Origin of the sequence: Brevibacillus sp., from assembly GCF_003521185.1 — a bacterium.
Lineage (GTDB): Bacteria > Bacillota > Bacilli > Brevibacillales > Brevibacillaceae > Brevibacillus > Brevibacillus parabrevis.
Map to the genome: position 1 here is coordinate 1 of NZ_DOTK01000058.1, position 25,878 is coordinate 25,878.

A 25,878-nucleotide genomic window follows, 5' to 3' on the forward strand; every position below is an offset into this window, starting at 1 on the left:
AGCGTGATCATGCCAATCGTTGTTCCGTTGCGCTCGACCACGAAGAAGCCGAAGCGCTGCCCAGGCACCTCAGGCAGCGCGCGCTCAAGCTCGTCGCGCGGTCGGGAGCCGCCGACATAGGCTCCCACCTCTGGTGAGGCGAACAGGTCGATCAGCGCCGCCCGGTCCCTGGCCTCGGACTGGCGGAGCAGGAGCCGCTCGGTCTTGATCGGAGCAGGTGGCCAAGCGACGGGGTGCACGGTGATCTCATCTGGCATGGTGTAATCTCCCTTCTCTGTTAAAAGTTACATAATTTGCTTATTTTATAAAAGTCCTTCGGAGTTTTATGATTGCGTTCGTTACAGCTCCAATTATACCCTGAATTTGTTTGAATATAGAAACGAAAAGAGCATGCTGTTTTATTTGTTCATTTCAATTTTCTACTCCCATACGGAACCCGTTAAAAAGAAGTCTGCACGCCATTTTGCTGATTTCTTTTTATTTTTGTCATTTTGTAACAATCTAGTTCCACGAATGGATAAACATGGGAAGAAATCGGGAGGAATTTGTTGAATGGTGTCGAAAAGATAGGCAAGACAATACGGCATGAGTCCAGAAATGATATGGTTCAGGCAGCAAAGGAGTTTTGTGGAATGGAGCATTTCTCACACGACGATTTTTCCCGCATCTCTTTAGAGGGGAATCCAGAAGTTTTGGCGCAAATGAATATGATCAATTTGACGCAAAGGGACCTGGAGCTGATCGCAGGGCTGCGTCCTTTGGTCGTGGCACAAATTGAGCACATCACAGCTTCTTTTTATGAAGCGATCCTTCATGTCGATTCGCTCAAAGAAATCATCACCAGCCATACGACAGTGAACCGCCTTCGTCAAACGCTGTCCAACCATCTGATCGAGATGTTCGACGGCTACATTGATGAGGCGTTTATCGAAAAACGGATGCGGATTGCCATGGTTCACCAAAAAATCGGGCTGCCGCCGAAGTGGTATATGGGATCTTTTCAAAATCTGCTCAGTGCCTTGCTGCGAATCGTCGATGACTTGAAAGACACGCATCCCGACTGCCCCGCCCTCGCACAAGCGGTGACGAAGCTGCTCAGCTTTGAACAACAACTCGTGCTGGAAGCGTACGAGAAACAGACGCGCGAGGAAGAACAGCGGGCAAAAGTCATTATTGAATACCAGGCGCTCCATGACGATTTGACCGGATTGCCGAACCGGAGAATGCTGCACCAATCCCTCCAGGAAACAATCGACCAAAGTGCGGAGGCCGACTCCCGTTTTGCTGTTCTCGTGCTGGATATCGACCGCTTCAAAATGATCAATGACTCTCTCGGGCACACCTACGGAGACCGCTTTTTGCAAGAGGTGAGCAACCGGATTCGCAAAAGCACGGCAGGATTCGACGTTGTCATCGCACGGATGGGCGGAGACGAGTTCACCCTGATTTGCAAAAATGTGCAGTCTGATCAGGCGTTTGCCGAGTTGGCCACGCAAGTCGTCAAAGAGATCGAGATTCCGTATCGTCTGCAAAGCAATGATTACTACGTCTCAGCCAGCATCGGGATCGCCGTCTATCCCGATCACGGAACGGGCGTGGAGCAGCTATTGAAAAATGCCGACACCGCCATGTACGAGGTGAAGAAAAACGGCAAAAACGGCTTTCAGTTTTTCTCGAATGAACTGGACAACCAGTTGCTCTTGCGGATCGAGCTGGAAAGCGATTTGCGCAAAGCCGTCAAGCAAAATGAATTTATTTTGTACTACCAGCCGCAAGTACGTGCGTCGAGCAATGAAATTATCGGGGTAGAGGCGTTGGTTCGCTGGAATCACCCGACGAAGGGCATGCTGTCGCCAGGCATCTTCATTCCAGTGGCAGAAGAAACCGGACTGATTTACGATATCGGGACATGGACGCTCAGAGAAGCGTGCAAGCAAATGAAAAAGTGGCATTCCGCAGGAGGCCCGCTGATTCCCGTATCGGTCAATTTGTCCTCGCGCCAGTTCCATCAAGCGAATCTGGTGGAATACATCCGCGATATTTTGCAGGAAACCGGGCTGGAAGCGAAGTATTTGGAGCTGGAAATTACCGAGAGCATGATGATGGACGCGGATTTGTCCACGGAAATTCTCAACAAGCTGAACGACTTTGGCGTCAAGATCAGTCTGGACGACTTTGGAACGGGATACAGCTCCCTCAGCTATTTGAAATTGCTGCCGATTCACAAACTCAAGATCGATCGCTCGTTCATTACCGACATCACGCAAAATACGAGCGACCAGGCGATTGTCGCCACGATTATCTCGATGGCGAAGCATTTGAATATGGACGTCATCGCGGAAGGAATCGAAACCAAGGGCCAACTGGATTTTCTCACGGAAAATGCTTGCAAGGAAATCCAAGGCTATTACTTCAGCCGACCATTGCCGGCAACCGAAGTCGAGGAGACTTTTTTCGTCCCTTACAGACAAACGCTTTTGTAAAGACGACTTTCCACAGGATGCATGGAATGGAATCATCTTGCAATTCCTGATACAATAAACTTGAGTCCCTTCGGGGGCTATTTTTCTAAGGAGGTATTTTCCATGAGGGAGAACCAAGCGTTCATCAAACTCGTCTATGAAAAACAACTGGGGGGTGACATTTATTATGAACCCTAGTATTTTGCAAGGTACGAGAAAACATTTGATCAACCAGCTTGTTTTTTTCGATGAGCAATATTCGCTCTTTTTTGACCATTATGTGCGCGATTATGGAAAAGAAAAACAAACGGTAGACGAAATGATCCAGCGCTACAAGCAGACGCTGGAACAACTGCTCGCCAAAGACGACAGCGAGCTGTTCACGTCGCTGAAAGCTGTTACTTTGCTCGGCAGCAGCGTGAAAGTTTTATTTGAAGAGGATGACTTTGAGGAATCATTCACTGTGGTCTATCCCACAGATATTGATCCGGATAACAACAGAATCTCATTCTTGTCGCCCATTGGCAGGCAGCTGCTCATGGCTGCTCCGCGGGATTCCGTTGTTCTGGAGAGCCCGGTCGGCAAGCAGCAGGTGCATGTGCGGGAGATAAGCTTTACATATATGAGTGATTTTTCAGCACAGTAGACGGCGTGAAAACAGCTTGAAAAGTGAAGAGGAAAGGCGCTAACGTCTCGGTTAGTGTCTTTTCTTTTCTAATGAGGGAAGATCATTTTCGATGATGAGGGAGGAAAGGGATCAGATGACAACAGAAGCAAACAAAGAGGGCGTGCAAATTCCATGGCAACGCTTGACCACGCCTTACGGGAGAGGAACAGAGCTGCCTGCCTTGATCGAGCAGGGCGCTTACGGCGAAATCGGCCAGCTCATTGAGCATCAGGGTACGCTATGGCAAGTTACGCCATGGGTTTTGTCTGTTTTGTTGCAGCAGTTGAAAACAAAGCAGCCAAGCGAGGTAAGCTTGAACGAAATCGTGCTGTACAAAGCGGTGGTGGAGGCGCTGGAAGGGCATCCACTCGCGGATGCTGTCCATGTTCCGGATATGACGATGCTTTTGGACGAGGCGTATTTATGGCCGGAGGATGAAGAGGAGGACGAGGAAGCCTGGGAAGAAGAGCCGGCGGGATATGCCGAGTTGCCGTTTTCCAGCTACTATTACTACAGCTATCTGCTTTTGCAAGAAGCAGTGCCGACCTTCGAGAGAGTCGCGCAAGAAAACGAGGAAATCGTTGATCCTGTTTCCCGGCTGATCGAGATGATCTCTCAACTGAAATAAGGAGGGTAAAGCGATGGCGTTTCGAGCGGCGTGCCCTGCTTGCAACTGCGCTGGAGAGTATGATTTGCTGCATAGCTTGAAGCAGACAGAGCTTGGCTGGCAGCTTTTTTGCGAGCTGTGCGGGGAAAGCGTGATACACTTTTCCACAGAAGAAAAAGAGCAGATTTTCAAGGCGATGCAGTTGACAAAGGAGTATGTGCCGGATGTAATCAATGCCTATGGTGAGTTGAATGTGAAGGAGCTATCTTCCCGCGTGGCGTTTGGCGCGATTGCCAAAAAAGAGACAGAGGATAAAGCTTGATCCTCTGTCTACTCCGTCGGGCAATCTTCGTAATTGAACTGCCACTCGATCCCGAATTTGTCGACGACACTTCCGTAGCATTTGCTCCAAAACGTTTCTTGCAGCTCCATGCGGACGGTGCCGCCTTCTTTTAGCTTGGCGAAGTAGCCTTTCAGCTCGTCGAGATTTTTGCTGATGATCGCCAGGCTGATGTTTGTCCCAGCGACATACGGCATTCCTGGAAAGACGTCGGAAAACATCACCCGGCTGCCAGCGAGGACGAGGTGCGTATGCATGACGCGGTTTTTCGCCTCTTCCGGCATCTGGAAGTTCGGATCGGGCGGCGTATCGCCAAAGGTCATGATTTGCGGGGGTTCCGTGCCGAAAACTTGCGCGTAAAACAGGACAGCTTCCCGGCAGTTTCCATTGAAGTTAAGGTAAGCGTGTATCGGCATAATTCATATCCTCTCTACATAATTTTTCCAACCATCTTTTAGGATGGGGTCGTTTGCTGGCAAATATACGTGGAGGACGCACAGGAGGAACAGATATCATGATTGTTATACCTATCGTTGTCCTGCTGTTTTTTCTGTTTTGGTGGTTGTACCCGCTTGTGCAGCCGAGTTTGGTGTCGTTTTGGGTGCCGAGACAACATCGCGTCAAAACGGTTCGGTCGGTGGCGAAATGACCAAGCGGCTCGTGCAATTCGCCGAGCAGCAACTGTTCCGCCCGTAGCTTCCTTCCAACATCACATACGGAAAAAGGCGATCTCGCAAGCTGGCACACTGGCTGAGGGGATCGCTTTTTCTGTTTGGGCAACAGGTGAAGGGGAAAGCGAAGGCAGCGGGCAACCGTTGATAATGAGAACCATTTTCATATATAATGAAGCCAAATACAGCCAGCTAGCGGCGTATCGCAAACAGGTTGAAGGAGTGAGCAGCTGCGATGCGGGTCAGTGAATCATTTGTGCTTTGGAACCATGCTTCTCTGAAAATATTGGACGTTCGTTACTTGGCCTTGTTTCGGGAAGAGGCAAGCCGTGCCTGGCAGCTTCCGGCCAGCAGCTTTTTATTTGCGACCAAAGGGAGAGCCGAGATTTGGCTCGATGGACAGAAGCATCCGGCCCAGCGCTTTTACATGCTCCACGGCGGAAAAGGCGCCAGGCTGCAGATTTGTCCGCTGGAGGACGTTTTCGAATATTATGTGATCTACTACAGAGCGCTGCTCCCTTTGCCGATGAACCAGGAGCTGATCGCCATGCTGGAGCGGCAGAGGCCGTTTGATGCTGCTTACGGCTTTCTCCCGGAAAAAGCGGTGTGTCTGTTGCAAAACATTCAGCTGATGCACGAAGAATGGGAGAAACGGAACGGACTGGAGCATTTTCATGTGCGGGCGCTTTTTTATCAAGTGGTCTACGAGCTTTTGCGGCAGATGCACAACCCACCGTTGTCGCGTAAGCCGAATGATTTGGCTGCTCAGGCGCTCGGATATATCCAGGAAAACTATGCCCAACCGCTCTCGCTCGAAGTGCTCGCCGAGCTGTTGGACAGCAGTCCGCGCCATTTGTCGAGACTGTTTAAGCAGCGGACGGGCAGCAGTCCGATCGAGTACATGATTTCGCTGCGGATGGAAAAAGCGAAGGAGCTGCTCAGGCGCACAGAAGCCAGTTTGCAGGACATTGCCGAAGAGATCGGCTATCCGGATCGGTACTATTTTGCGAAAATGTTCAAACGGTACACGGGAGCATCGCCGATCCGGTATCGCACGGAACAGGCAAGGCGCGATGAGACATCGAAAATGGCGCGATATGACATTGAGGCAGGTAGAAGCCGCGTTTATAGTGATAATGGTTATCATCATCGTCACGATAAAGGGGGAACATTCATACCTATGCGCTACAGCAACAAATCTTCTTTGGCAACCATCCTGTTTGTGTGCCTGACTCTGATCCTCGGCGCTTGCTCTGCACCGACTACTACAAGCACGGCCAATCCGGGTGCGGAACAGCCGCAGGTGAACTCAGCAGCGTCAGCTTCGACCTCGAACCAGCCAAGCGCAAAGCCGGCAACAAAAATCGTCTCTACGGCCAAAGGTGACGTGGAGATCCCAGTCAATCCCCAGCGCGTGGTCGTCTTTTACTTGCTTGGAGACGTGCTCGCGTTGAACGTAAAGCCAGTCGGCATCTCTGACGTCCAGAAAGGAGCCGCTTTTGAAAAAGAGCTGGAGGGTGTCCAGACGCTCGGAACTTGGTTCGAGCCCAATCCGGAGGCGGTTTTGGCGCTTGATCCCGATCTGATCATTGCTCCTTCCGAGAAAATTTACCAAATGATGGAAAGGGTCGCACCGACTGTGTATATCCCGTTTGACCGCATGACAGTGGAAGAACGTCTGCAAAAGCTCGGCGAAGTGCTGGGCAAGGAGGGCGAATCGAAGAAACTGCTGTCCGACTTCCACGCAAAAGTAGCGGAGAGCAAGAAAAAGTTGGGGGAAGCAGGCATTTTGGACAAGACGGTGAGCATCATGGAGGGCGGAAAAGGCAATATGTCCGTAGTCAGCAGCAAAGACTACGGGCGCGGCTCGCAAATCGTCTACGAATACTTGGGAATGAAAGCCCCGGCTATTGTGCAGGCAAAACTGGACAAGCCATCTGGGGAAGCGACAGCAGAAAGCGTTTCGTTTGAGGTGCTGCCCCAATATGCGGGTGACTTTGTGTTCCGTTCGGCGTATGAAGGAATGGTCGACTTGTCCGATAACAAAGTGTGGAACAGCATCCCGGCGATCAAGGAAGGCAGGCTGATCGAGATCGACTTCGGCTTGTCGTACTACAACGATATTTACTCGCTGGACAAGCAGCTTGATTTCATCGTCGACAGTTTGTTGAAAGCGGCGAAAAAATAATCGTTTTGCAAATTCATAGGCTAGTGAAAAGCTGTCGCCAGGCTCTGCCAGACCTTGGGGCAGCTTTTCGCGCATTCGTCAGAGAGAGGCTAGTATGTTGCCACACCGCAAGAGGAGGAGAGAAGATGAAGCGGCTGTATGTCGTGAAAAAAGCAGAGAGCTGTTCCTTGAACGAAAACGGACAAGCATTCGTACCAACTTATCCACTGTTTATTTGGGCGGACACTCCGGTACAGCTGCGAATAGGGGAACAGTGGCAGGAGGTGGCAAAAGGCCAGCTTGCTTTCGTTCACCCGAACGAGCGCATCGAAATGAAACGGGCGAAACAGGCTGTCGACTCGCTGTTTCTCCTCTTTTTTCAAGGATACCGTCTGGAGGAAGAAACGATCGACAAGCTGACGTATCTCGTCGATCACAGCATCTTCCCGGCACATGGCTCTGTTGCGGGCGTTGGCTCGTTGCCGCTCCGGGCTTTTACGATCGTCGAGCAGTTAGTGAAAAGCAACGCGAACGCTTCCGGTAATCCAAGCGATCAGGCAAGTCAGCACGGGCTGCTTGCCGAGCTGCTTGACCTGTTTGCCAGGGCTGTGTCGACACAAACAGCCAATCCGGCAAATCCGATGCACGATGTCCTCGACTTCACGAACCGCTATTACGACCAAAACTTGACCCGTACCCAGCTGGCGGAACTGTCAGGCTATGACGCCAGCTATTTCTCGCGTCAGTTTCAAAAGCTGGTCGGGCACAGCTTTTCCGAGCATTTGACGCGGGTCAGGCTCGATCGGGCAAAGCTGCATCTGCTGACAAGCGAGGCGACGCTTCAGGAAATCGCGGAGAAAGTCGGCTACGCAGACGGTTTTTACTTGAGCCGCAAATTCAAGCAAGTGATCGGCACTTCCCCCAGCGCGTATCGGCGGATGCCAAAGCCGCAGCGCATCGTTGCCCTGCAGTTTGCAGGTGACTTGCTCGCGCTCGGAATCAAACCGATCGCTGCCCGGTTTGCGCCGTGGGAAAGCTCGCCGTTGATTGCAGCGGAGCTGGACGGGGTGCGGAATGTCGAAGAAATACAGAGCGTGGCGGAATGGGAGCAACTATCGCCGGATATGGTGCTTGCACCGGATTATTTGTATTACGTGCCCGATCAATTGGAGCAATTGCGCAGGCTGGAACAGATCGCGCCTGTGCTCGTCCTCCCGTGGGATCGGCTGGATCGCTTGGAAACGGTGCGGCTTTGCGGAAAATTGACAGGCAAAGAGCAGGAAGCAGAGGCGTGGCTGCAACATTATACGGCGCGGGCGGAGGCTTTGGCTGCCAAGCTCGCTGGCGTGATCCAGCCGGAGGAAACGGTGGGGCTGTACGAGCTGTGGGAAGACAACACGATCTGCATCTGGAATCAGACGACCAGGGGAACGTACAACTTGTACAGCAGCTTGAAGCTGACCCCTCCGCCGAAAATTGCCGATGAAGTCTTGCGGCCACAAGCCCACAAGCTGATCCGGGAAGAGCAGCTCGCCGATTATGCCGCGGATCATATGTTTGTGGTCATTCCCCGCGAGCAAGGGGGCGACGATCTTGCTTTGACCGACCATTTCCGGTCGCGAGCATGCTGGCGCGAATTGCTGAAAACGGGACGCCACCGCCTGTACCCTTTGCCATTGGAAGACTTTTGGTGCAATGACGCGCGCGCCTTGGAAAAACAACGCGGGATCATGGTCGACAAGCTGCTGGCAGCAACAGCGCTTGTCCTGGCAAGCAGGTAACCATTGTCCATGACGAAAATGTCACGAATGGAAATAGACAGCAGAGAGGGGGCGAGGTACGATGAAGATGTTTGTGAGAATCATTCTCAACATCATCAGAAAGGAACGAGCATATGCAAAAGCGCAGAAACGATATCGGCTGGGGGATCGTCCTGCTTTGGCTGACCGTGATGTTGCATGGTTGCGGTACGGCAGATTCGGTCCCGAATGCAGGAAAACAAGAGGAGACGCCAGTAGTTAAGCCAGAGACCAGGATTGTGAAAACCGTCCATGGGGATGTCGAAATACCAGCGAATCCGCAGCGAATCGTCACACAAGGGTACTTGGCGCAATTTCTCGCATTTGGCGTCAAACCAGTAGGAGCGCCGTACTGGGAAATCGAAAGTCCGCATGTCAAGGATTTGGCCGCAGGGATTGCGGATATCGGACAGATCGATGGCGGTTCGGTCGAGAAAATTTTGGCGCTGAATCCTGACCTGATTGTGACGGTTGGCGGGGATGAAAAGCTGAACGAGCAATATCGCAAAATCGCGCCGACAATCGTCATCCCTTATGGCACCTACCATGAGGTGCATGAAGAAATGAAAGCGTTCGGCCAGCTGCTCGGCAAGGAGCAGGAAGCAGACAACCGGCTGGCCGCATTTGACGAGGACGTGAAGCAGGCAAAAGCTTCGATCGCGGGATTGGTTCCGGCAGGGACAACCTTTTCGATCATGGGGCCGTTCGACAAGGAGTTTTACATATACGGCGATGGTGTGAACCGGGGCGGCCAGGCGATTTACCAGCAGCTCGGCTTGACACCTCCGGAGAGCGTGCGCACCGATCTGATTCAGAAAAAAGTGGACGCGCAAAGTGTCTCGACCGAGAAAATCGCTGCGTATGCCGGGGATTATATTTTTCTCGACATATCTGGCGGAGCCGAGTTCGATGAAAGCTCGCCTGTCTGGGCCTCGCTCGATGCGGTGAAGAACAATCGCATTTTCAAGCTGAACCCGGATCGCTTCTGGCCGTATGATCCAATCGCGGTGCAGGCGCAGGTGAAAGAAGTGGCGAGCATGCTGCAAGAGAGACTTGGCGAGAAGAAAGCGCAGAAATGATAGATTCGATACAGCGAAGCTTGTTGTGTTCAAAATGAAATATTTTCCAAATGAAGCGCGTGGGTGATATGATAGATTCGCCCACTTTTTTTATTGCTTGGGGAAGGAGCAGATGAAATGAGCAAAGCTGCGATCGTAGTAGGGCTGATCCTTTCCGCTTTCCTGCTTTCAGCCTGTGCGAACCACTCCCCAACGACGGATTCCGCAAACACAACAAGCGCAATCGCAAGCTGGCCCTATCCTTTTGTGAAAGTCGAAGATCGCTTGTATGTCATCGCCGATGATGAAAACGAAGAGCAATGGATCGACAAAGAAAAGCTTGGAGAACAAATCGGTAGCGTAGAAGCGAAGTACGCTTTTGAAGGAGACGAGCAAACAGCGCAAGCAGCGATTGCCTCCAACTACTTGGAAAAAGGGACAAAGCTGTTTGCCATCAAGGACGTTGACCCAAAAGAACAGATTGCATGGGAAAAGAGCGAGGGTGTGTTTGTTCGGGCAACAGCCGAGATTTCAGGCTCCGAATGAGGGGCAGTTGACGATCAGTTACCGTCAGCGCGCACTGCTCCAGGAAGAAGCAAGACGGATTCAATCGTTCTTTGCGGCAGGGAAAATCAAAATGACAGGACTGTACGAATACGCTGATCTTCGCCACGAAAGCGAGCAGATGGAATTGCGAAATATCGAGTCCATGCTGCGAAAACTGGAGGAAAATAATCGCGACACATGACATCTTCCGCCGTCAAGCCCGCCGCCGATCATCAGGCAGCGGGCTTTCCCTTTCCCTTTTCCATTCCTTCACACCGCAGCATTGCTCCCTATCATCTCCGCCTGGTCAAGCGAGCGGGGCCGCCCGAGCAAAAAGCCTTGCCCGACAGGAACCCCCAGAGCTTTTGCCGCCGCCAGATCATCAAGCTCCTCCAGCCCTTCCAGCACCAACTGCGACTGCCCCAAACAAAAATCAACAAACAGCGAGACAAGCTTTTGCTTGTTCGGATGGTGGGCAAGCTGGCTGCCGAAATAGCGGTCGAGCTTGACCACGTCCGGCTCGTATTCGACGATTTTGCGCAAAGATGCTGCACCCGAGCCTACGTCATCCAGTGCGATCAAAAAGCCGTACGCGCGCAACTCGCGGATTTTCTGGCCGAGCAGTCGGACATCCCACATCTTGTCTTCCTCGGCCGCTTCATTGATCTCCAGTACAATTCGGCGAGCGATGCCCGGAAACGCAGCCAGAAGCTCGTCCAAAAAAGGTGGAAAGAGCGGATTCAGCAAGGTAGACGGAAAGAGATTGACAAACAAGTACGGCGCATTTCGCCCCGCAGGCATTTCCGCAAAATAAGATGAAACAGCACCGCGCATGGCGGCGGTATCCAATTCGTACAACTGACCAGCTTGACGCGCCGCCTGAAAAAGCTGCTCAGGCGATTGCTTCGATGCGCACCGCAGAAGCGCTTCGTATCCGAAGCATTGTCCGTTCGCAAGCTCCACGAGCGGCTGATAAGCAGCGTAATAGGTGGACGGCTTCATTGACTCAGCCATGAATCGTTTTCCCCTCCTGATCGCGAATCGACATGGCTCCGTGCAAACGTGCGGAGCGATGGAGGAGCCGAGTTTTTCCTCCGAGAAAGATTTTTTCACTTGGAAAAAATGGAATTTAGCTCATTCTACAATACAAATGGCGGTTCGGCAATTATTTTTACCAAAGGAAACATATTTGTATATGTACAAAACGCGTTGCTTCTTGTAAACTGTCCTTGTCATCAATCCGAACAGGAGGGATTTTCCAATGAGAGCTTTCCTTTTGCCAAAACGGTCGTATGTTTGCGAACTACGGGAACGGCGGTGCCTGGGCGTAAAAACAACGGAAAGCGTTACAGCGTGAGCAACAGGATGGCGATGGCACGCGAACAGACAACCCGGCAAAAGCTGTTGGTGTACATGAAAAAGCAAGGGACCGTCGATGTCCAGCAATTGGCGGAGCACTTGCAAATGACCAAGGTCGCGGTACGCAAGCATTTGGATCTTTTACATAGAGAGCATTACGTAGAGGCAAGCATCATGCGCAGACAGATTGGGCGCCCAGTCTTTGTGTACAAATTGACGCCAGCGTCCGAGCGATTGTTTCCCACGCACTACGATGAGTGGGTGACAGAGCTGATGGAAAATGTGGAGGAGCTGTTTGGCCAATCGCATGTGGCGATGCTGTTCGAACGCAGGATGAAGCGCATCCAGCAAAAATATCGCGAGCAGATGGCAGGCCAATCGTTCGAGGAGCGGCTTGACACGTTAGCGAAGCTACAGGATGCAGACGGCTATATGGTCAAGCTGGAGCAAAAGGCGGACGGGGTCTACTCGTTTATCGAAACGAATTGCCCGATCGCGAGAGTAGCGAGCGAGTTTCCCCAAGCGTGCCAGTGCGAATGGAGCTTGTTCGCTTCGCTGTTCAACGACGCGAAAGTAGACCGGACAGAATGCATCGCAGAAGGAGGGACGTGCTGCCGCTACCTTTTGACGAAAAAGCAACAGACTTGAAAGCTCATGCCAAATTAGGCATGAGTTTTTGCGTTGGCAGCGGCAGAAAAGGACAGACGACTATTCCCCAAGCGAAAGCTCGGGCGTATGGATATAGCAAGGCGAAAAAGCGAAAAACGCGAAGCATACTTGCGAGCCAACCAAGAAGGAGAGGAGGTGAAAACATGGCTATGCCCCAACCCAGGCGGACACCTGCGCGAAAAACGCCCTTTTTAAACCATCTAGAGCTGCGGCGCGCTCCAAAAAGCCACCAGCAAAACTTTTTGCGTGTCAAACAATCCATGCCAAAGCAGGACATGGCTGGCGACAAATACGAAGCACCGCGGCCCAAGCGCCAGCTTCCAGCGAAAAGCAAAAGTCAAAGCCCCGTTGCAAGTGACGTTTCCCGCCAAGCGCGAAAGGTTGGAAAAGCTTTCGGGAAAAAAACAGCGCCCATCAAGCCGCCGAAAATACGGACGCCGCTGGCAGCTCCCGATCCTCTCGAAGAGTTGCCGCACCTCGATTCATCGAGCTTGCTTGCGAGCGAGCCTTTGCGCATGGCGGACAGCAGCGCAGTCACAGCGCCAGTACGGGGTCAACAGGAAACCGGGACTGCGGCAAACGCAGGCAGCAGCAGCCAGGTTGTTTTCGCGGATGTAGCGTACACCGAGCAGGGAGAAAATGCGTATGTGCAAGTTTCGATTCTGGAAGAAGCGTGGGAAGTGAACTGGGTGCACCCGATTCATGCCCACTGGCAGCAGGAATGGCTGGAAATCCATCCGAAAATCTCGCTGGATGTGCAGGAGACGCGCCATGAGAGCAATGGGCGGGTGGTCTGGGTGCGCGGAGATTTTGAGCTGACCGTCGTTGGCACGACAAGCGAAGCGGGAAAAGTCGCCCATGAGACGCTGCGCCTGCCTTTTACATCAACGGTTTTGCGCCCGCCAGTTGCCTCGGAAAAGCAGGGAGCGGGAGCATTTCCCGACAACAGCCCGCTTGCCAGCACGGAAAGCTGGATCGAAACAGGCGATTGGAAGGCGAGCCTCATGTCCGAGCCATTCATGAAAAAAGGAGCCGGCACAAGCGAGTACAACGGGGTGGCGATCGTCAGCGGGCGAATTTGGTGGTTCCGCAAACAACTGATTCCGCTCAGGTACGTAGGCCAAGACTGACGTGACGGCTTTTCTTCGCCATGGTCAGCAGGCCAGATCGGCAAGCGCAGGGAGCCAGTCCGCTTTTCCCTTTGCTGGCAGCAGCAAGTGCACGGCTTGTCTTTCGTACATAGGGAGTATCGCTGAGCAAATAGTTGCCTAGTTAACCAAAACTCCCAAGCAATCCGATCACAAGCCGGCTCCAAAAGGCAAAAAATGGGTATATCACGCTCGGCAACAGCCAAGTCGTTTGCCAAGGCCAGGCCATATGATGAAGAGAAAGACAATGCTCTGATAAAGGAGGCGATCAATCAAATGGGAAAACACGACGATTCAAAAGACTGCAAGTTCCGGGTTGAATACCATTGCGACGACAAACACGACAAGCATGGCAAACACGATCACAAAGACAAACATGAATGCAAAGACAAGCACAAGCATGAGCATAAACACGAACATAAGCACAAACACGAGCACAAGCATGAGTACAAATGCGACCACGACCACAAGGACAAAGACAAGCATGACAAGGATCATTGCCACAGCAAGCCTGGCCATTCCTGCGGCGTGGATAATGTACGCGTATTTGGCTCCAGCACAGAAGCGACTACTTTTCCGAAAACGATCAAAGTGCCTGTCACCCTGGCAGAACTCTCGGTCGTAGTTTGTGTCGAAGCAGATATTCAATTGGAAAAACCTGCGCTGGAAATCATCCGGGCGTGGAAAAGCGTCATTCTTGAGCAATGCGAGCTGGTTCCGACATTCAATCCGTACGCGGCCAAACTGTTCGGAAGCGGCTTCATCCGCAAAAACCTTGAGTATGCCACAGCAGACCACGTTTCGGGCAGTGCCGTATGCGGGGATATTCGCCACATCAGCGCGCTGATTCCGTTCGACTTTTGCGTAGGAATTACGTTCCCTACATCTGGCCCATCCTTGCAGCTCATCCCCGATTTCACCTCTTCCGGCGAGCTGGGCAACAAGACAGGCACAGCAGCACAGTTGAACATGGGGCTATTTGGCAACCGCCAATTTTACAACGAAAAACCGTACTGTGAGCTGGTCTTTTCCGAGTTCACCGAGCTGGACATCGGGCAAGATTTGCGTAAAGTCAAATGCAACGAGCATGCTTTTTCACACGTACGCGAAAAAATTGTTCTCAATCTTGGGCTGAAAGTTTTGCAAGATCAGCAAGTTCCCTTGCCTGTGATCAATCCGCCAAAACCGCCGCACTACCCTTGCAAATAACCGCCAGCCAAGAAACGTAAAGACACTGACGCATCCGTTGGTGTCTTTGGTTTGTACAGAACAAAAATCCGCTTTTGTCTTCTCCGGCTCCCGATTTGACTGTCGCGCCACGCTCCGGGTATGAGAAAGTATGTTTGGCTCGCGGAGGCGGCACTTCGCTGCTTGTCGCGAGTAAAAACAGTTCGTCCAGGGAGTGGAGAGACAGATGAAGCTCGTACATGTTATGGCAACGCTCACATGCCTGTTCTTGCTGGCTGGTTGCGCCAGCCCGGAGGCAGGCGGTCATGGGGCTGCGGGGAATGCCGCCCGAAAAGAAATCGTAAATCCCGGGGGCGAGAAGGTTAGCATCCCGTTGCAGCCGAAACGCATTGCCGATTTGTCCGGGTCGACGGAGGAGCTGCTTTTGCTGGGGATGGAGCCTGTCGCGACGGGCAATATCGACTATGGCAACCGCGCCGAATTTTCTCCGACGATCAAAGAGCGGCTGGCTAAAGAGACAGTCAACCTCGGTTGGTACGCCGAACCGATCAGCCTGGAAGCCGTCATGGCCGTTGAGCCAGACTTGATTTTATTGGGGCCGCTGTTCAACGAAAATTTGTACGAGCAGCTATCCAAAATGGCTCCGACGATCAAAATTCCCCACCCGTACTACGAGTGGCGCAAGCGGTTGGACTTTTTGGCAGACACGTTTGAACAGCAGCCGAAAAAGGAACAGTGGCTGAGCGAATATGCGAAAAAAACAGCGGAATGGAAGCAAAAGCTCGGCCCGATTCTCAAAGACGAAACATTTGTCGTGGTCGAAACGTATCCGCAAAATCTGGTCATTTATTCGTCAACGGGAGCAGCCGAGCTGATCTACAGCGACTTGGGACTCAAGCGAGCGGAGGGCATCCCTGCGCCGGAGCATTGGGGCGGAATCGAAATCAGTCTGGAAGCGCTGTCTGCCCTCCATCCACAGCATTTGTTACTGATGGAAAACAGCGAAAACAAACTGAGCGACAGCAAGGTGTGGAAAAGTTTGGAAGCGGTGCAAAAAGGCAATGTGTACAAAATCAGCAACGTAGACAATTACAACTATTCCTACACAGCCATCGGCCGGATGCAATTGTTGGACAAGCTGGGCAACCAGATCGTGCAGGTGCACGGACAGAAGCAGTAGCAGTAGCCGCAAAGCAGGCGGGACTAACAGCCATGGCGTGTACCATGTTCCAATCCGTACCGTTTTTTGCTCCGGCATGAAATCATTTCGCGAAAAAATCCGTTTTACAGCATTATCTCTCCGTCATTAGGTAGTGGCTACCTTGCCTTTTTCCATAAGATTAGGGGCAGGGAGTGACGAAAGGAGTAGAGTAAAAACATGGGACGAGTACGAATTAGTGTCTTTTTCAGCGTCTTCGTCGCAATGGTTGGCTTGATGATCATCGCCCCTGTCATGCCTCCATTGATTCGTGAATTGGGATTGAGCGAAACCCATTCCGGTTTGATTATTTCACTTGGTTCCGTAGCCATGGCGATCATGGCGCCCGTCTGGGGGAAATGGAGCGACACAAAAGGCAGAAAGCCCGTCATTTTAATAGGCTTTCTGGGAATGTTCGTCGCCTATGTGCTGTTTACGCTCACGATGTACGCAGGGCTTGCGAAGCTGATCAGCGGAGGTCTGCTCGTGTTCCTGCTGATCTTGGCCCGGGCGATGGTCGGCATGTTCATTCCTGCCGTTCCGTCTTCGGCGCAAGCGTACATGGCTGATGTGACGGAGGAAAAGGACAGGTCGTCCGGGATGGCGCTGATCGGTGCGGCCAATGGAATGGGGCTTGTCCTCGGGCCAGCGATCGCGGGAGTTTTTGCCCTGATCGGTCTGATTTGGCCGCTGTACATCGGGGCGCTGCTGCCGATGATCGCGTTTATCGTGGTGCTTCTCTTGATTCCGCCGCACAAGCCGGTTGTTGCGACAACCAAGCCGCCCAAGCTGAATCCTTTGCAAAAAGGACTGCGTCTGTACTTGTTCGCAGGGATGGCCACCATGCTGAGCATTGTCACCTTGCAAGTCGTCGGCGGGTTTTATTTCCAGGATCAGCTGCTTTTGACCACAACAGATACGGCGCGGATGCTTTCCATGGGCATGATGCTGAGCGGAGTCGCGATGATCATTACCCAAGGGGTGCAGATGAAAAATCCGAAATGGCAGCCGCGCTCGCTGATTCTCGTCGGTTCCTTGCTGGTGCTTGGCGGTGTAGCGCTGTTCCTGCTGTTCATTCATGCTGTCGGCTTTTACATCGCGTTCTTCTTATTTGGTGTAGGTACGGGCTTGATGATGCCAGGCTTTATGGCAGGCGCTTCGCTTAGCGTTTTGCGCGAGCAGCAGGGCGGAGTAGCCGGATTGGTGGGAGCCGTGCAAGGCATATCGGCTGTAATTGCGCCGATCTTGAGCACAAGTCTGTACCAGGTAGAGCGGCATTTGCCTTTTGGTGTCGTTGCCATTGTCGTGCTTTTGATGGCGATCACGCTGTTCGCTTCCAAAGGCGCACCTGTGTCAGCCAATGTGCTGGCGACGAAGCATTCGGAATAAGCAGTGGACCACCGAAGGACCTGTCTTCTGACCATCTGTGGGGGGCGGGTCCTTCTTTTTTACCGTGCAATGATAATGATTCTCGCCAACCATCTGCGACAGGAAAGGAGAGTCGGGTATAAAAATGAAAGCAGAAATGTCCGGGCTCTTGCAAATCGCCAAAGAGAAAAAAGGGCTGCTGACCGCGGCCAGCTTGCTTTCGACGGTTTCCAGTCTCCTGCAAATTGCTCCCTTTGTAGCCGTGTACAAAATCGTGGAAGAACTGCTCTTGCACGCGCAAAGTCCTGCGGGAATCGACAGGGAGCTGATCACGTATTGGGGCGTCGCCGCTTTGGTAGCGCTGGTTGCCGCCTTGCTCACCTTGTACGTCGGGCTGATGTGCTCCCATGTGGCTGCCTTCCAAATTTTGTACCAGTTGCGGGTACGGCTGGCCGAGCACGTGGCGAAAGTCCCGATGGGCTACCATACGAAAACGGCCACAGGCGAGTTGAAAAAAGTGATCGAGGTCAGTGTCGAAAAAATCGAGAAATTCATTGCCCACCAGCTGCCTGACATGGTGACAGCCATTTTGATCCCGCTTTTGATGATCGGGTATTTGTTTTGGCTCAATGGGTTGCTTGCTCTCGTGCTGCTCGTCCCGGTTGTCTTCGGTCTATGGGTGCAGGCGCGCATTTTTACAAGTGAACTCGGCCGAAACGCTTTTCGCGATTATCAGTTTGCCGTGGAAGAAATGAACGCGACAGGCGTGGAATACGTGCGCGGCATGCCCGCTGTCAAAATTTTCGGGATCAAGGCGGATGAATTTTTGACTTTCCAGCGTGCGGTGAGCAGCTATCGCGACATTGCGCTGCGGATCACGGCGCTGTGCAAGAAGCCGTACAGCCTGTTTTACGTGCTGGTCAGCTCCTTGTTTACGTTTATTGTCCCGATCGGCATTTTGCTTGCGAGCGGTCAGCCGGGGAATCAGGCGTTTGCCATTACGTTTACGCTGTTTTTGATTATCACACCGAGCTTGTCCGTGCCTTTGCTGCGGCTGATTTACGTCGGGGGCGGGCTGCGGGAAATTATCGAAGGCAACAAGCGGATTGCAGCGGTGTTTGCCGAGCCGATCGTAGCGGAGCCAGCTGCTCCTCGCGTCCCTGTTGCTTACGACGTCGCCTTCGACCGTGTCTCCTTCGCCTATGAAAACAAGGAGAGCAAAGACTACAAGCCCATTTTGCAAAACGTCGACTTCTTCGCCAAAGCGGGCGAAATGACGGCGCTGGTCGGGCCTTCCGGCGGGGGGAAATCGACGATCGCCAACTTGCTCTTGCGCTTTTGGGACGTCCAGGAGGGAACGATTAGCATTGGCGGTGTCCCGATCCAGGAGATGGGCACGGAAAAACTGATGGACACCGTGTCGTTTGTGTTTCAGGATGTGCACCTGTTTTACGATACGATCGAAGCGAACATCCGGATGGGGAACACGTCCGCATCCAGGGAGGCGGTCATTGCTGCGGCGAAAACAGCTTGCTGCCATGAGTTTATCGAAAAGCTGCCGCTCGGCTACGAAACAAAGATCGGCGAAGGGGGAACGTATTTGTCCGGCGGCGAAGCCCAGCGTCTCGCGATTGCCCGCGCGCTGTTGAAAAACGCCCCGATTTTGGTTCTCGATGAGGCAACCGCCTACGCCGATGCGGAAAACGAGAAAAAGATCCAGCAAGGCTTGATTGAGTTGGTGAAAGGCAAAACCGTGATCATGATTGCCCATCGGCTGTCGACGATTCGCGCAGCGGAGCAAATTTTGGTCGTGAACAAAGGCGAGATTGTCGAGCGCGGGACACACGACGAGCTGCGCCAGCGAAACGGCCTGTACGAAAAGATGTGGCAAGCGCATGTTAGCGCCGCTACGTGGAAGCTCGGCGCGAACCATACGTACGCACACAAACCCGAGATGAGAGGGGAGGCCCCAGCGAATGCTTCCGTACTTTACTAACATTTCCGGCGGCAACGTGCGGAGCTTGTGGCCCGCTGCTTTTGCTGCCTTGCTGGACGGGATTGCCAAAGTCATTCCTGCCGCTTTGCTCGTCGACATTTTCCAGACGATTTACCTTTCCTTTGCCCAACCGGAGTCAGGGCTTGATACTGCCCGCTTGTGGACCGTCTGCGTCATTTTGTTTGTCTGGCTGATCGTGTCGTACGTCACCTATGCCCATCTGTACGAAAAATCGTACACGGCAGCCTATCGTTTGGCGGCCACCGGGCGGATGAAGCTCGCCGAACATTTGCGTCATTTGTCGTTAGGCTTTTTTGGCAAACGCGATCCCGGCGACGTGACGAACCTGCTGCTCAGTGATTACGCGCAGGTCGAACATACGATTTCCCACAACGTTCCGCAGCTAATCAGCGCAGTCATGCTGCCTGTGCTCGCTTTGCTCGGACTTGCCTTTTTGGACTGGAAAATGGCGCTTGCCATGTTTGTCGCGCTTCCGTTCGGTGCGCTGCTGTTGTGGCTGACCGATTCGTTGCAGGCCCGGCTCAGCGAGAGTCACGTCCGCGCGAAAAATGAAGCGGCCAGCAGGCTCCAGGAATATTTGACGGGTATCCGCGAAATTAAAGCGCACAATGCTGGCGGAAAGCGCTTTGAGCGCCTGCGGCTTGCTTTTGATCGGCTCATGCGGGCTTCTATCCGGCTGGAAGGGCTGGTCGGGCCGCTGATCATGGGCGCGCTTTTGCTGACGCGCTCCGGGATGACGATCATGATTTTGGTCGGCAGTTATTTGCTTGTGGGCGGAACTTTGTCGCTATCGGTCTTTCTGCTGTTTCTGTTGATCGGGACACGCGTGTTCGAGCCGCTGACCGTCGTGTTGATGAGCTACGGAGAAATGCGTTACTCGGCTTACAGCGCACAGCGGATCATGGATGTGCAGACAGAGCAGCGACAGCCGGGAACGGCGCTCATTCAGCCGCACGGGCCCATCGTCTTTGAGCGGGTGACGTTCGGCTACGACGAGAACAATCCTGTTTTGCAGGAGCTGTCCTTTACGATCCAGCCGAATACGATTACCGCGCTGGTCGGGCCGTCCGGAAGCGGAAAAAGTACGGTGACCCGGCTGATCGCCCGCTTTTGGGACGTCCAGCAAGGAACGATCACCATCGGCGGCATGCCTGTGCATAAGGCTGACCCCGAATTTTTGCTCAAGCAGATGTCAATGGTTTTCCAGGACGTATACTTGTTCCAGGACACGATTGGCAACAACATTCGCATCGGCAAAATGGATGCGACCCAGGCAGAGATTGAAGAGGCGGCCAGGCGCGCCTGCTGCCATGAATTTATTTCCCAATTGCCGCAAGGATACGCTACACCTGTTGGCGAAGGTGGTTCTACTCTGTCTGGCGGCGAAAAGCAGCGCATATCGATTGCCCGCGCGTTGCTGAAAGACGCTCCGATCGTCCTGCTTGACGAAGCGACAGCCTCGCTTGATCCCGAGAACGAAACGGCTGTCCAGCAAGCGATCAACGAGCTGGTCAAAAGCAAAACGGTCATTTTGATTGCCCATCGCCTGAAAACCATTCAACATGCGGACAAAATCATCGTGCTGGATCAAGGACGTCTTGCCGAGGAAGGAACCCACAGCGAATTGGTGGAAAAATCCGGGCTGTACGCCCGTTTGTGGGGGTTGCAGCAAGAGGTCGACGGCTGGCGCGTGAAGTAAGAAGGATCATCCCGTCCGAGCGGCGGGGTTATTGTCGTTGGATCACAGATGAGAGAAACAACACAGAGGTGAACGACCCCATGAGTCAGGCGGGACACTGGTACGCGATCGAGAATCGCAAGGACAAGCATTGTGCGCTCGCAACCGATTTGAATGCGCTCTATCAAAACGGTTCGTTTCAGCAAACGTTATCGTTGCCCGATCAGATCGGCAAAGGGTACTGGCAGAAAACCAGCCTGAACACGATGCTGGAAATAATGGTTTGCGACATCGTTTTACACGAGGAATTGAGCATGAGCAGCACGGAACAGGACGACTGGATGAAAATATGCTTTTGCCTGGGAGAAGGGATGCAATGGCTGTCAACAGACACGCATCGGGACTATGGAATCGCTTCGGGTGAAGTGACCGCCTTCGGGAGAGCGATGACGAGCAGCACGTGCCAATTCGATCCCGCGCGCAGGTTTCACAGCCTGACGCTAAAGCTGGACGTAAACAAACTGATGCAGGCGTGGCCCATCGCTTCGCTTGAACAGCAATGGGCACGCTTGACGGCACATGACAGTCTGTACGACAACAAAAAAATGACGCCTTTGGTGAGGCGCATCCTCCACGAGATGCTGGATTGTCCCTATCAAGCCGCAGTCAGACGCATGTATTTGGAAGGAAAGGTGCTGGAGCTGTTGGCCGTGTACATCGATGAGATTTTGCGGGAAAAAGACACGTTGCCTCGTGAAGTCACCTTGTCCAAGACGGACTTGACCAGTTTGTGGCAAGCCAAACAAATCGTCGATGCCAATCTGCTGTCGCCTCCCAGTCTTGCCGAGCTGTCCCGGCAAATTTGCCTCAATGAATACAAGTTGAAAAAAGGCTTTAAACAGTTGTTCGGCTTGCCTGTGCATGCTTATGTGATCGATCAGCGGCTGGAGCAGTCGAGACGCTTGCTGGAGGAGGGCAGCGTCAATGTCACGTATGCCGCCAGCATGGCAGGGTTCAACAACCTGGGACAATTTGCTGAGAAGTTCCGGAAAAAGTACGGGGTGAATCCGTCTGCTTACTTGAAGAGCAGGGGATTTCGGACTGTTTAATTACGAACTATAATTTGTTATGGCGGTAATAACATTCGCCTATTTTCTTTATGATCGGCTCGAAGTGAAAAAAATCACGGGGGTAATACTTTTCGCTGTCCATGAACATGAGGTTAAAGGCGAACATTAAGAAAATAGCCAAGGCATTCTTTTCCCGACTAGGCATTTGGGCGGATTTTCATGTCATTCTCTGGAAAAATGGCTGAAATCTACTATAATGAGAGAAAACCGGGGAAGAGAATGTATGTTCTGATAGGCTGTACGCTCCCCCTTGGAAGATATGGGAGGCTGAAACGATTGTGATCCATTCTACATTGGAACCAACAGTGAATAAGATGGAGCAAGCCATTGACAAATGGTTCGCCTACATCGAGGAAAAAGACGCCGATGAGATTGTCCACCGCACGACTTTGCAAGTGGGCATCCATGACTCTGCCATGCTCGAATACAAAAATGATCGGGCCAGCGTTGTCCTGATGGAGCTGGATGATTGGGAGCTTGATTTTGACGACACGCCAGGAGACTTTCGGCGCTTAGGATCGAAGCAGGCGGATTTGTCAGAGACAGACGTGCGGGAACAGGTCGTCCCGCATCTTGCCGCCTATATAAAAGAAAAGCTGGAAACTCTCTCGTCCCAAGCGCTGATTAACTACCAGTTTTCGTTTTGGGGCAAGTTTCAGACAGACACGGGGGAAGTAAAGCTGCCGATTGTCCAGCTGTTCAACGCGGAAAAACAGCAACGCCTGCTGGCGGAGATTTCCGCTTATCGCACGCAACTGTTTTCGGCTTCAACTGGCCCGACCAAACCGCTGGAGACGTTTTTCCTTTCGCGTCATCTGCTGAACCGCTCGCTGTTTCCCGAGACGGATTGCCACGAAGCCATCCGGGTGTTTGATCGCATTTTGGAAGTAAACAAAAGCAAAAAAGAACAGCTTGGCGAACATCAGCACAAGATCGTCAATGCCTTGGCAGACTGGGTGGAAGGCTCGTTTTTGCCGCTTTATTTTGATGTCGTGGCCAAAACGTGGCAGGAAAAGACTTATCAACGAAAGAGCGGCTTCGATTCTGGGCACATCGACGAAGGGGCTATGGAGTTGTTCTTGTATGCCGCCGTCGCTGTGATCAAGTATGAACCGTCCTACAGTAGACAAAAAGGCATTACCTGGCTGGAGCGGGCTGTTGAACTCGGCAGCAAGCGCGCTTCGCAGTTCATGAAGGAAGGCAGCGGCACGCTCTCCCGCGAGCTGACCGTTCTGCGTGACGAACAGGTCGAGTGCCTGGCAAATGACGTCTTTGCCACCGTGACGATCTCGATCAAGCAGGAGCGCGAAGAGAGCTATGCGCGGGCCCTTTCATTTCTTTGCGCGTTGTTGCAGAGCGGTTTTCCGAAAAGCTATCAAATCAAGCTCAAATCCGGCGTCAAGCAGTTTTTGCCGATCAAAGGATTGGCGAAGTCGGGAACCCATCGCTTTTTTGCCAACGCGCTGGCTTATCCGAACTTGCACCCGCTGCTTGCCGATTACGCCCGCGTTGCCATGGTCACTTATGAGTGGTATACGGATGCCGATGATGAGAGAAATGCGCTGCCTGGCACATATGCCGTCTTCGGGCTGGGATTGGCGGACGCTGAGTATTTTGCTTTGGTGGAGGAGTATTTGGACACGATCGATCTGGAGCATCAGTCCGTGCAAGATTATTTTACGGCTGCCTTCGTCGAGAAGCACGGCGTCCATCCAGAGTCGCTCCCGACATTGGTCGCGTGCTTGGTGCACGGTACCGACGCAACGAAAGTGAAGATCAAGTCAGAGCTGGAAGAAGAGCCTAATTTGAGCTTGTTGCTCGATTTGCTGCAAACGCAAGAGCCGCTTGAAGTCGAGCATGTCATTTACATCGTCTGGGGTGGTTTGGACAAGCTTGAAAAGGTTGCTGCCAAAGCAAAAGGAGAGAAAGCAGAACGGCTGTCGGCCTTGCTGAATTTGGCGAAAGACCAGTCTGGAAAATGATGGTTGTATAAGAGGGGACACTCTGTCTGAGCGGTCGCTGTATGGTTTTTGGGAGCGGGTGGTTGATTTGATTCGCACGTAAATTCATAGGGCACGCGCTTGATTCATGTTCCAATTCATTTCGAACTGGTGTGATTTAGGCACCAGTTTTTTTGTACAGGAAATGTCATACGTCGACGGTGGAAGCAATTCGTACACTGGGCGCAGTGGCTGTGGAGATCCTCATTCGTTCCGCACGATATGGCAACGAGGCGGAAGCGTTCGTCATGTTGCACCCTAGGAGCGAGCTTTTGCTGTGACGGCTGCTGCTCTCGGCGTGCGGATCGGCATTGGACGCGTAGTCATAACCAACCTATAGCCATGCATACATATTGGTGAGAATGTAGGCATGGGAGGTAGAGGAATGGACGACAAGAACGCTCGCGATCAGACGCACAATCAGAGTTGGCAAGGCGGTCCGCAACCGTCGCGCTACTCGCAGACGGTTGGGAAGCGTGGACCGATTCTAGAACAAGACACCATGCTGCACGAAAAAAATGAAACGTTTATCCATGAGACCATATTAGAGCGCCCTTTGCATGTGAAGGGTTTCGGAGCCTTTGGCTATTTCGAGACGTTTCACTCGATGGCGGCTTACACGAAGCTTTGTTTCCTGCAGCATCCGGGCCAGCAAGTACCCGTTGCTGTCCGATTCTCGCTGGCGGCCAGCAACAGGGGGACGCCGGACACTTCGCGCAATGTGCGCGGCTTCTCGACTAAATTTTATACCGAGCAAGGTATCTTCGACTTAATATGCAACCATCTTCCCGTGTTTACGGTGCGGGACCCCATGCGGTTTGTAGAGACGGTCAGCGCCTTCAATCCGTCGCCCGTCAACAACTTGATGGACCCTAATCGGTTCTGGAGCTTCTACGCAGAAAATCCGGAGGCGACGCATTTCGTGCTGCAACTGTACTCCGACCTGGGAACAGTCAAGAGCTTCCGTCACATTCCGGGTTACAGCGTGAGTACTTATGTTTGGAAGAATGAGCAGGATGTCCGCAATTATGTGAAATACAACTGGGTTCCGCTGGCTGGCGTGCAGTATATCGATAGTCAGGAGGCGGCACGGCTCGCCTGCGAGAACCCGGATTATGCGGGCAAGGATCTCTATGACACGATTGCTCAAGGAAAAACAGTGGAATACGGGCTGTATGTACAGCTCATGAATCCGCAGGACGAAGCTACGCTGCCGTTCGATCCACTGGACGATACGAAGGTGTGGGATGTGCGGCAGTACCCACTGCTGCCAGTCGGCAAGATGGTGCTGGACACCAATCCCGACAATTATAAGGAACAGGTGGAGAAGCTGGCCTTTTCTCCGTCCAATATGCTGGACGGCGCCGAGTTTTCATTGGATAGAGTGCTTCAAGGCCGCGCCAATATTTATACGGATTCACAGCGTTATCGGTTGGGACCGAATTTCCGCAGCATCCCGATCAACCATCAGGCGGACTGGAAGCCATCTGACGAGGTAACAAGCGGCACCGGCAACTATGTGGCAGGGCGTCTTGAGCGCACTGCACCTCCAAAAGGGGATGACTTCACGCAGCCGGGGCAATTTTACAACTCACTGTCGCCTGTGCTTCAAGAACACTTAGTCCACAACATTGCCTCCGATCTTGGAGCTGCGGTGCCGGAGTTACAGCGGATTGTGCTAGGCTATCTAACCCAGGCGAGCCCGGAACTGGGGGAACGCGTTGCCAGGCAGATCGGGAGCAACGGGAAGAGATAGCAACGACAGAGAATCCGAAACGTCCCGGAATAAGACGCTGAGTTTCCCGA

At 52.7% G+C, this 25,878-nt stretch carries 22 protein-coding genes and 1 pseudogene; 20 read left to right on the plus strand and 3 right to left on the minus strand.

What is annotated here, in order from left to right; all coding sequences use genetic code 11:
* Window positions 1-257, minus strand: a 257-nt coding sequence (locus DEP07_RS17915) for a GNAT family N-acetyltransferase (RefSeq protein WP_441299849.1), incomplete at its 3' end; no start/stop codon positions are given.
* Between the two features lie 450 nt (window positions 258-707).
* Between DEP07_RS17915 and DEP07_RS17920 the strand changes: the two genes are divergently transcribed.
* From DEP07_RS17920 to DEP07_RS17935, 4 genes are all read left to right on the plus strand, one after another.
* Window positions 708-2,483 carry a putative bifunctional diguanylate cyclase/phosphodiesterase gene (locus DEP07_RS17920; RefSeq protein WP_233454177.1) on the plus strand — a complete coding sequence of 592 codons (1,776 nt, stop codon included), beginning with the start codon at window positions 708-710 and terminating at the stop codon, window positions 2,481-2,483.
* A 166-nt stretch (window positions 2,484-2,649) separates the two neighbouring features.
* A complete protein-coding gene (locus DEP07_RS17925) occupies window positions 2,650-3,108 on the plus strand; it encodes a GreA/GreB family elongation factor (protein WP_122966838.1) in 459 nt (152 codons plus the stop codon).
* 115 nt (window positions 3,109-3,223) lie between these two features.
* Window positions 3,224-3,757 carry a hypothetical protein gene (locus DEP07_RS17930; protein ID WP_122966837.1) on the plus strand — a complete coding sequence of 178 codons (534 nt, stop codon included), beginning with the start codon at window positions 3,224-3,226 and terminating at the stop codon, window positions 3,755-3,757.
* 13 nt (window positions 3,758-3,770) lie between these two features.
* A complete protein-coding gene (locus DEP07_RS17935; protein WP_122966836.1) occupies window positions 3,771-4,058 on the plus strand; it encodes a hypothetical protein in 288 nt (95 codons plus the stop codon).
* 8 nt (window positions 4,059-4,066) lie between these two features.
* Here the strand turns inward: DEP07_RS17935 and DEP07_RS17940 are convergent, their stop codons facing one another.
* Window positions 4,067-4,492 (minus strand): VOC family protein, encoded by a 426-nt coding sequence (locus DEP07_RS17940; RefSeq protein WP_173597363.1) that lies wholly within the window; start codon window positions 4,490-4,492, stop codon window positions 4,067-4,069.
* 160 nt (window positions 4,493-4,652) lie between these two features.
* On the opposite strand from DEP07_RS17940, the pseudogene DEP07_RS17945 reads away from it, so the two are divergent.
* The 6 genes and pseudogenes from DEP07_RS17945 to DEP07_RS17970 all read left to right on the plus strand — a co-directional run.
* Window positions 4,653-4,772 (plus strand): annotated as a pseudogene (locus DEP07_RS17945) (small, acid-soluble spore protein, alpha/beta type); the annotation flags it as partial.
* 210 nt (window positions 4,773-4,982) lie between these two features.
* Window positions 4,983-6,935, plus strand: coding sequence for an AraC family transcriptional regulator (locus DEP07_RS17950; RefSeq protein WP_287102827.1), 1,953 nt, complete (start codon window positions 4,983-4,985; stop codon window positions 6,933-6,935).
* 125 nt (window positions 6,936-7,060) lie between these two features.
* Window positions 7,061-8,695, plus strand: coding sequence for a helix-turn-helix domain-containing protein (locus tag DEP07_RS17955; RefSeq protein WP_287102828.1), 1,635 nt, complete (start codon window positions 7,061-7,063; stop codon window positions 8,693-8,695).
* Window positions 8,696-8,808: 113 nt separating this feature from the next.
* The gene (locus DEP07_RS17960) at window positions 8,809-9,792 is read left to right on the plus strand and encodes an ABC transporter substrate-binding protein (RefSeq protein ID WP_122966831.1); all 984 of its coding nucleotides are present in this window, start codon (window positions 8,809-8,811) and stop codon (window positions 9,790-9,792) included.
* Between the two features lie 117 nt (window positions 9,793-9,909).
* Window positions 9,910-10,317, plus strand: a complete 408-nt coding sequence (locus DEP07_RS17965) for a hypothetical protein (RefSeq protein ID WP_122966830.1) — start codon at window positions 9,910-9,912, stop codon at window positions 10,315-10,317.
* Window positions 10,318-10,324: 7 nt separating this feature from the next.
* Window positions 10,325-10,519 carry a hypothetical protein gene (locus tag DEP07_RS17970; protein WP_242771410.1) on the plus strand — a complete coding sequence of 65 codons (195 nt, stop codon included), beginning with the start codon at window positions 10,325-10,327 and terminating at the stop codon, window positions 10,517-10,519.
* A gap of 68 nt (window positions 10,520-10,587) precedes the next feature.
* Here the strand turns inward: DEP07_RS17970 and DEP07_RS17975 are convergent, their stop codons facing one another.
* Window positions 10,588-11,331, minus strand: a complete 744-nt coding sequence (locus DEP07_RS17975; RefSeq protein WP_122966828.1) for an EAL domain-containing protein — start codon at window positions 11,329-11,331, stop codon at window positions 10,588-10,590.
* Between the two features lie 339 nt (window positions 11,332-11,670).
* Between DEP07_RS17975 and DEP07_RS17980 the strand changes: the two genes are divergently transcribed.
* The 10 genes from DEP07_RS17980 (at window position 11,671) to DEP07_RS18025 (ending at window position 25,828) form a co-directional block, all read left to right on the plus strand.
* Window positions 11,671-12,324: a helix-turn-helix transcriptional regulator gene (locus tag DEP07_RS17980; RefSeq protein WP_287102829.1), complete on the plus strand. Its 654-nt coding sequence runs from the start codon at window positions 11,671-11,673 to the stop codon at window positions 12,322-12,324.
* 164 nt (window positions 12,325-12,488) lie between these two features.
* On the plus strand, window positions 12,489-13,475 hold the full coding sequence (locus DEP07_RS17985; RefSeq protein ID WP_287102830.1) for a hypothetical protein: 987 nt from the start codon (window positions 12,489-12,491) through the stop codon (window positions 13,473-13,475).
* A 294-nt stretch (window positions 13,476-13,769) separates the two neighbouring features.
* Window positions 13,770-14,702, plus strand: a complete 933-nt coding sequence (locus tag DEP07_RS17990; RefSeq protein WP_287102831.1) for a CsxC family protein — start codon at window positions 13,770-13,772, stop codon at window positions 14,700-14,702.
* A gap of 205 nt (window positions 14,703-14,907) precedes the next feature.
* Window positions 14,908-15,861, plus strand: coding sequence for an ABC transporter substrate-binding protein (locus tag DEP07_RS17995; protein ID WP_173597357.1), 954 nt, complete (start codon window positions 14,908-14,910; stop codon window positions 15,859-15,861).
* Between the two features lie 198 nt (window positions 15,862-16,059).
* Window positions 16,060-17,268, plus strand: a complete 1,209-nt coding sequence (locus DEP07_RS18000; RefSeq protein WP_122966825.1) for an MFS transporter — start codon at window positions 16,060-16,062, stop codon at window positions 17,266-17,268.
* Between the two features lie 124 nt (window positions 17,269-17,392).
* On the plus strand, window positions 17,393-19,243 hold the full coding sequence (locus DEP07_RS18005; RefSeq protein ID WP_429827540.1) for an ABC transporter ATP-binding protein: 1,851 nt from the start codon (window positions 17,393-17,395) through the stop codon (window positions 19,241-19,243).
* The gene (locus tag DEP07_RS18010) at window positions 19,224-20,963 is read left to right on the plus strand and encodes an ABC transporter ATP-binding protein (RefSeq protein ID WP_280648859.1); all 1,740 of its coding nucleotides are present in this window, start codon (window positions 19,224-19,226) and stop codon (window positions 20,961-20,963) included. The genes DEP07_RS18005 and DEP07_RS18010 overlap by 20 nt, the downstream gene beginning before the upstream one ends.
* 80 nt (window positions 20,964-21,043) lie before the next feature.
* Window positions 21,044-22,051 carry a helix-turn-helix transcriptional regulator gene (locus DEP07_RS18015; RefSeq protein WP_287102832.1) on the plus strand — a complete coding sequence of 336 codons (1,008 nt, stop codon included), beginning with the start codon at window positions 21,044-21,046 and terminating at the stop codon, window positions 22,049-22,051.
* A gap of 299 nt (window positions 22,052-22,350) precedes the next feature.
* Window positions 22,351-24,054 (plus strand): DUF6138 family protein, encoded by a 1,704-nt coding sequence (locus DEP07_RS18020; protein WP_353772885.1) that lies wholly within the window; start codon window positions 22,351-22,353, stop codon window positions 24,052-24,054.
* Window positions 24,055-24,457: 403 nt separating this feature from the next.
* Window positions 24,458-25,828, plus strand: coding sequence for a catalase (locus DEP07_RS18025; protein WP_287102833.1), 1,371 nt, complete (start codon window positions 24,458-24,460; stop codon window positions 25,826-25,828).
* Window positions 25,829-25,878: the final 50 nt, after the last annotated feature.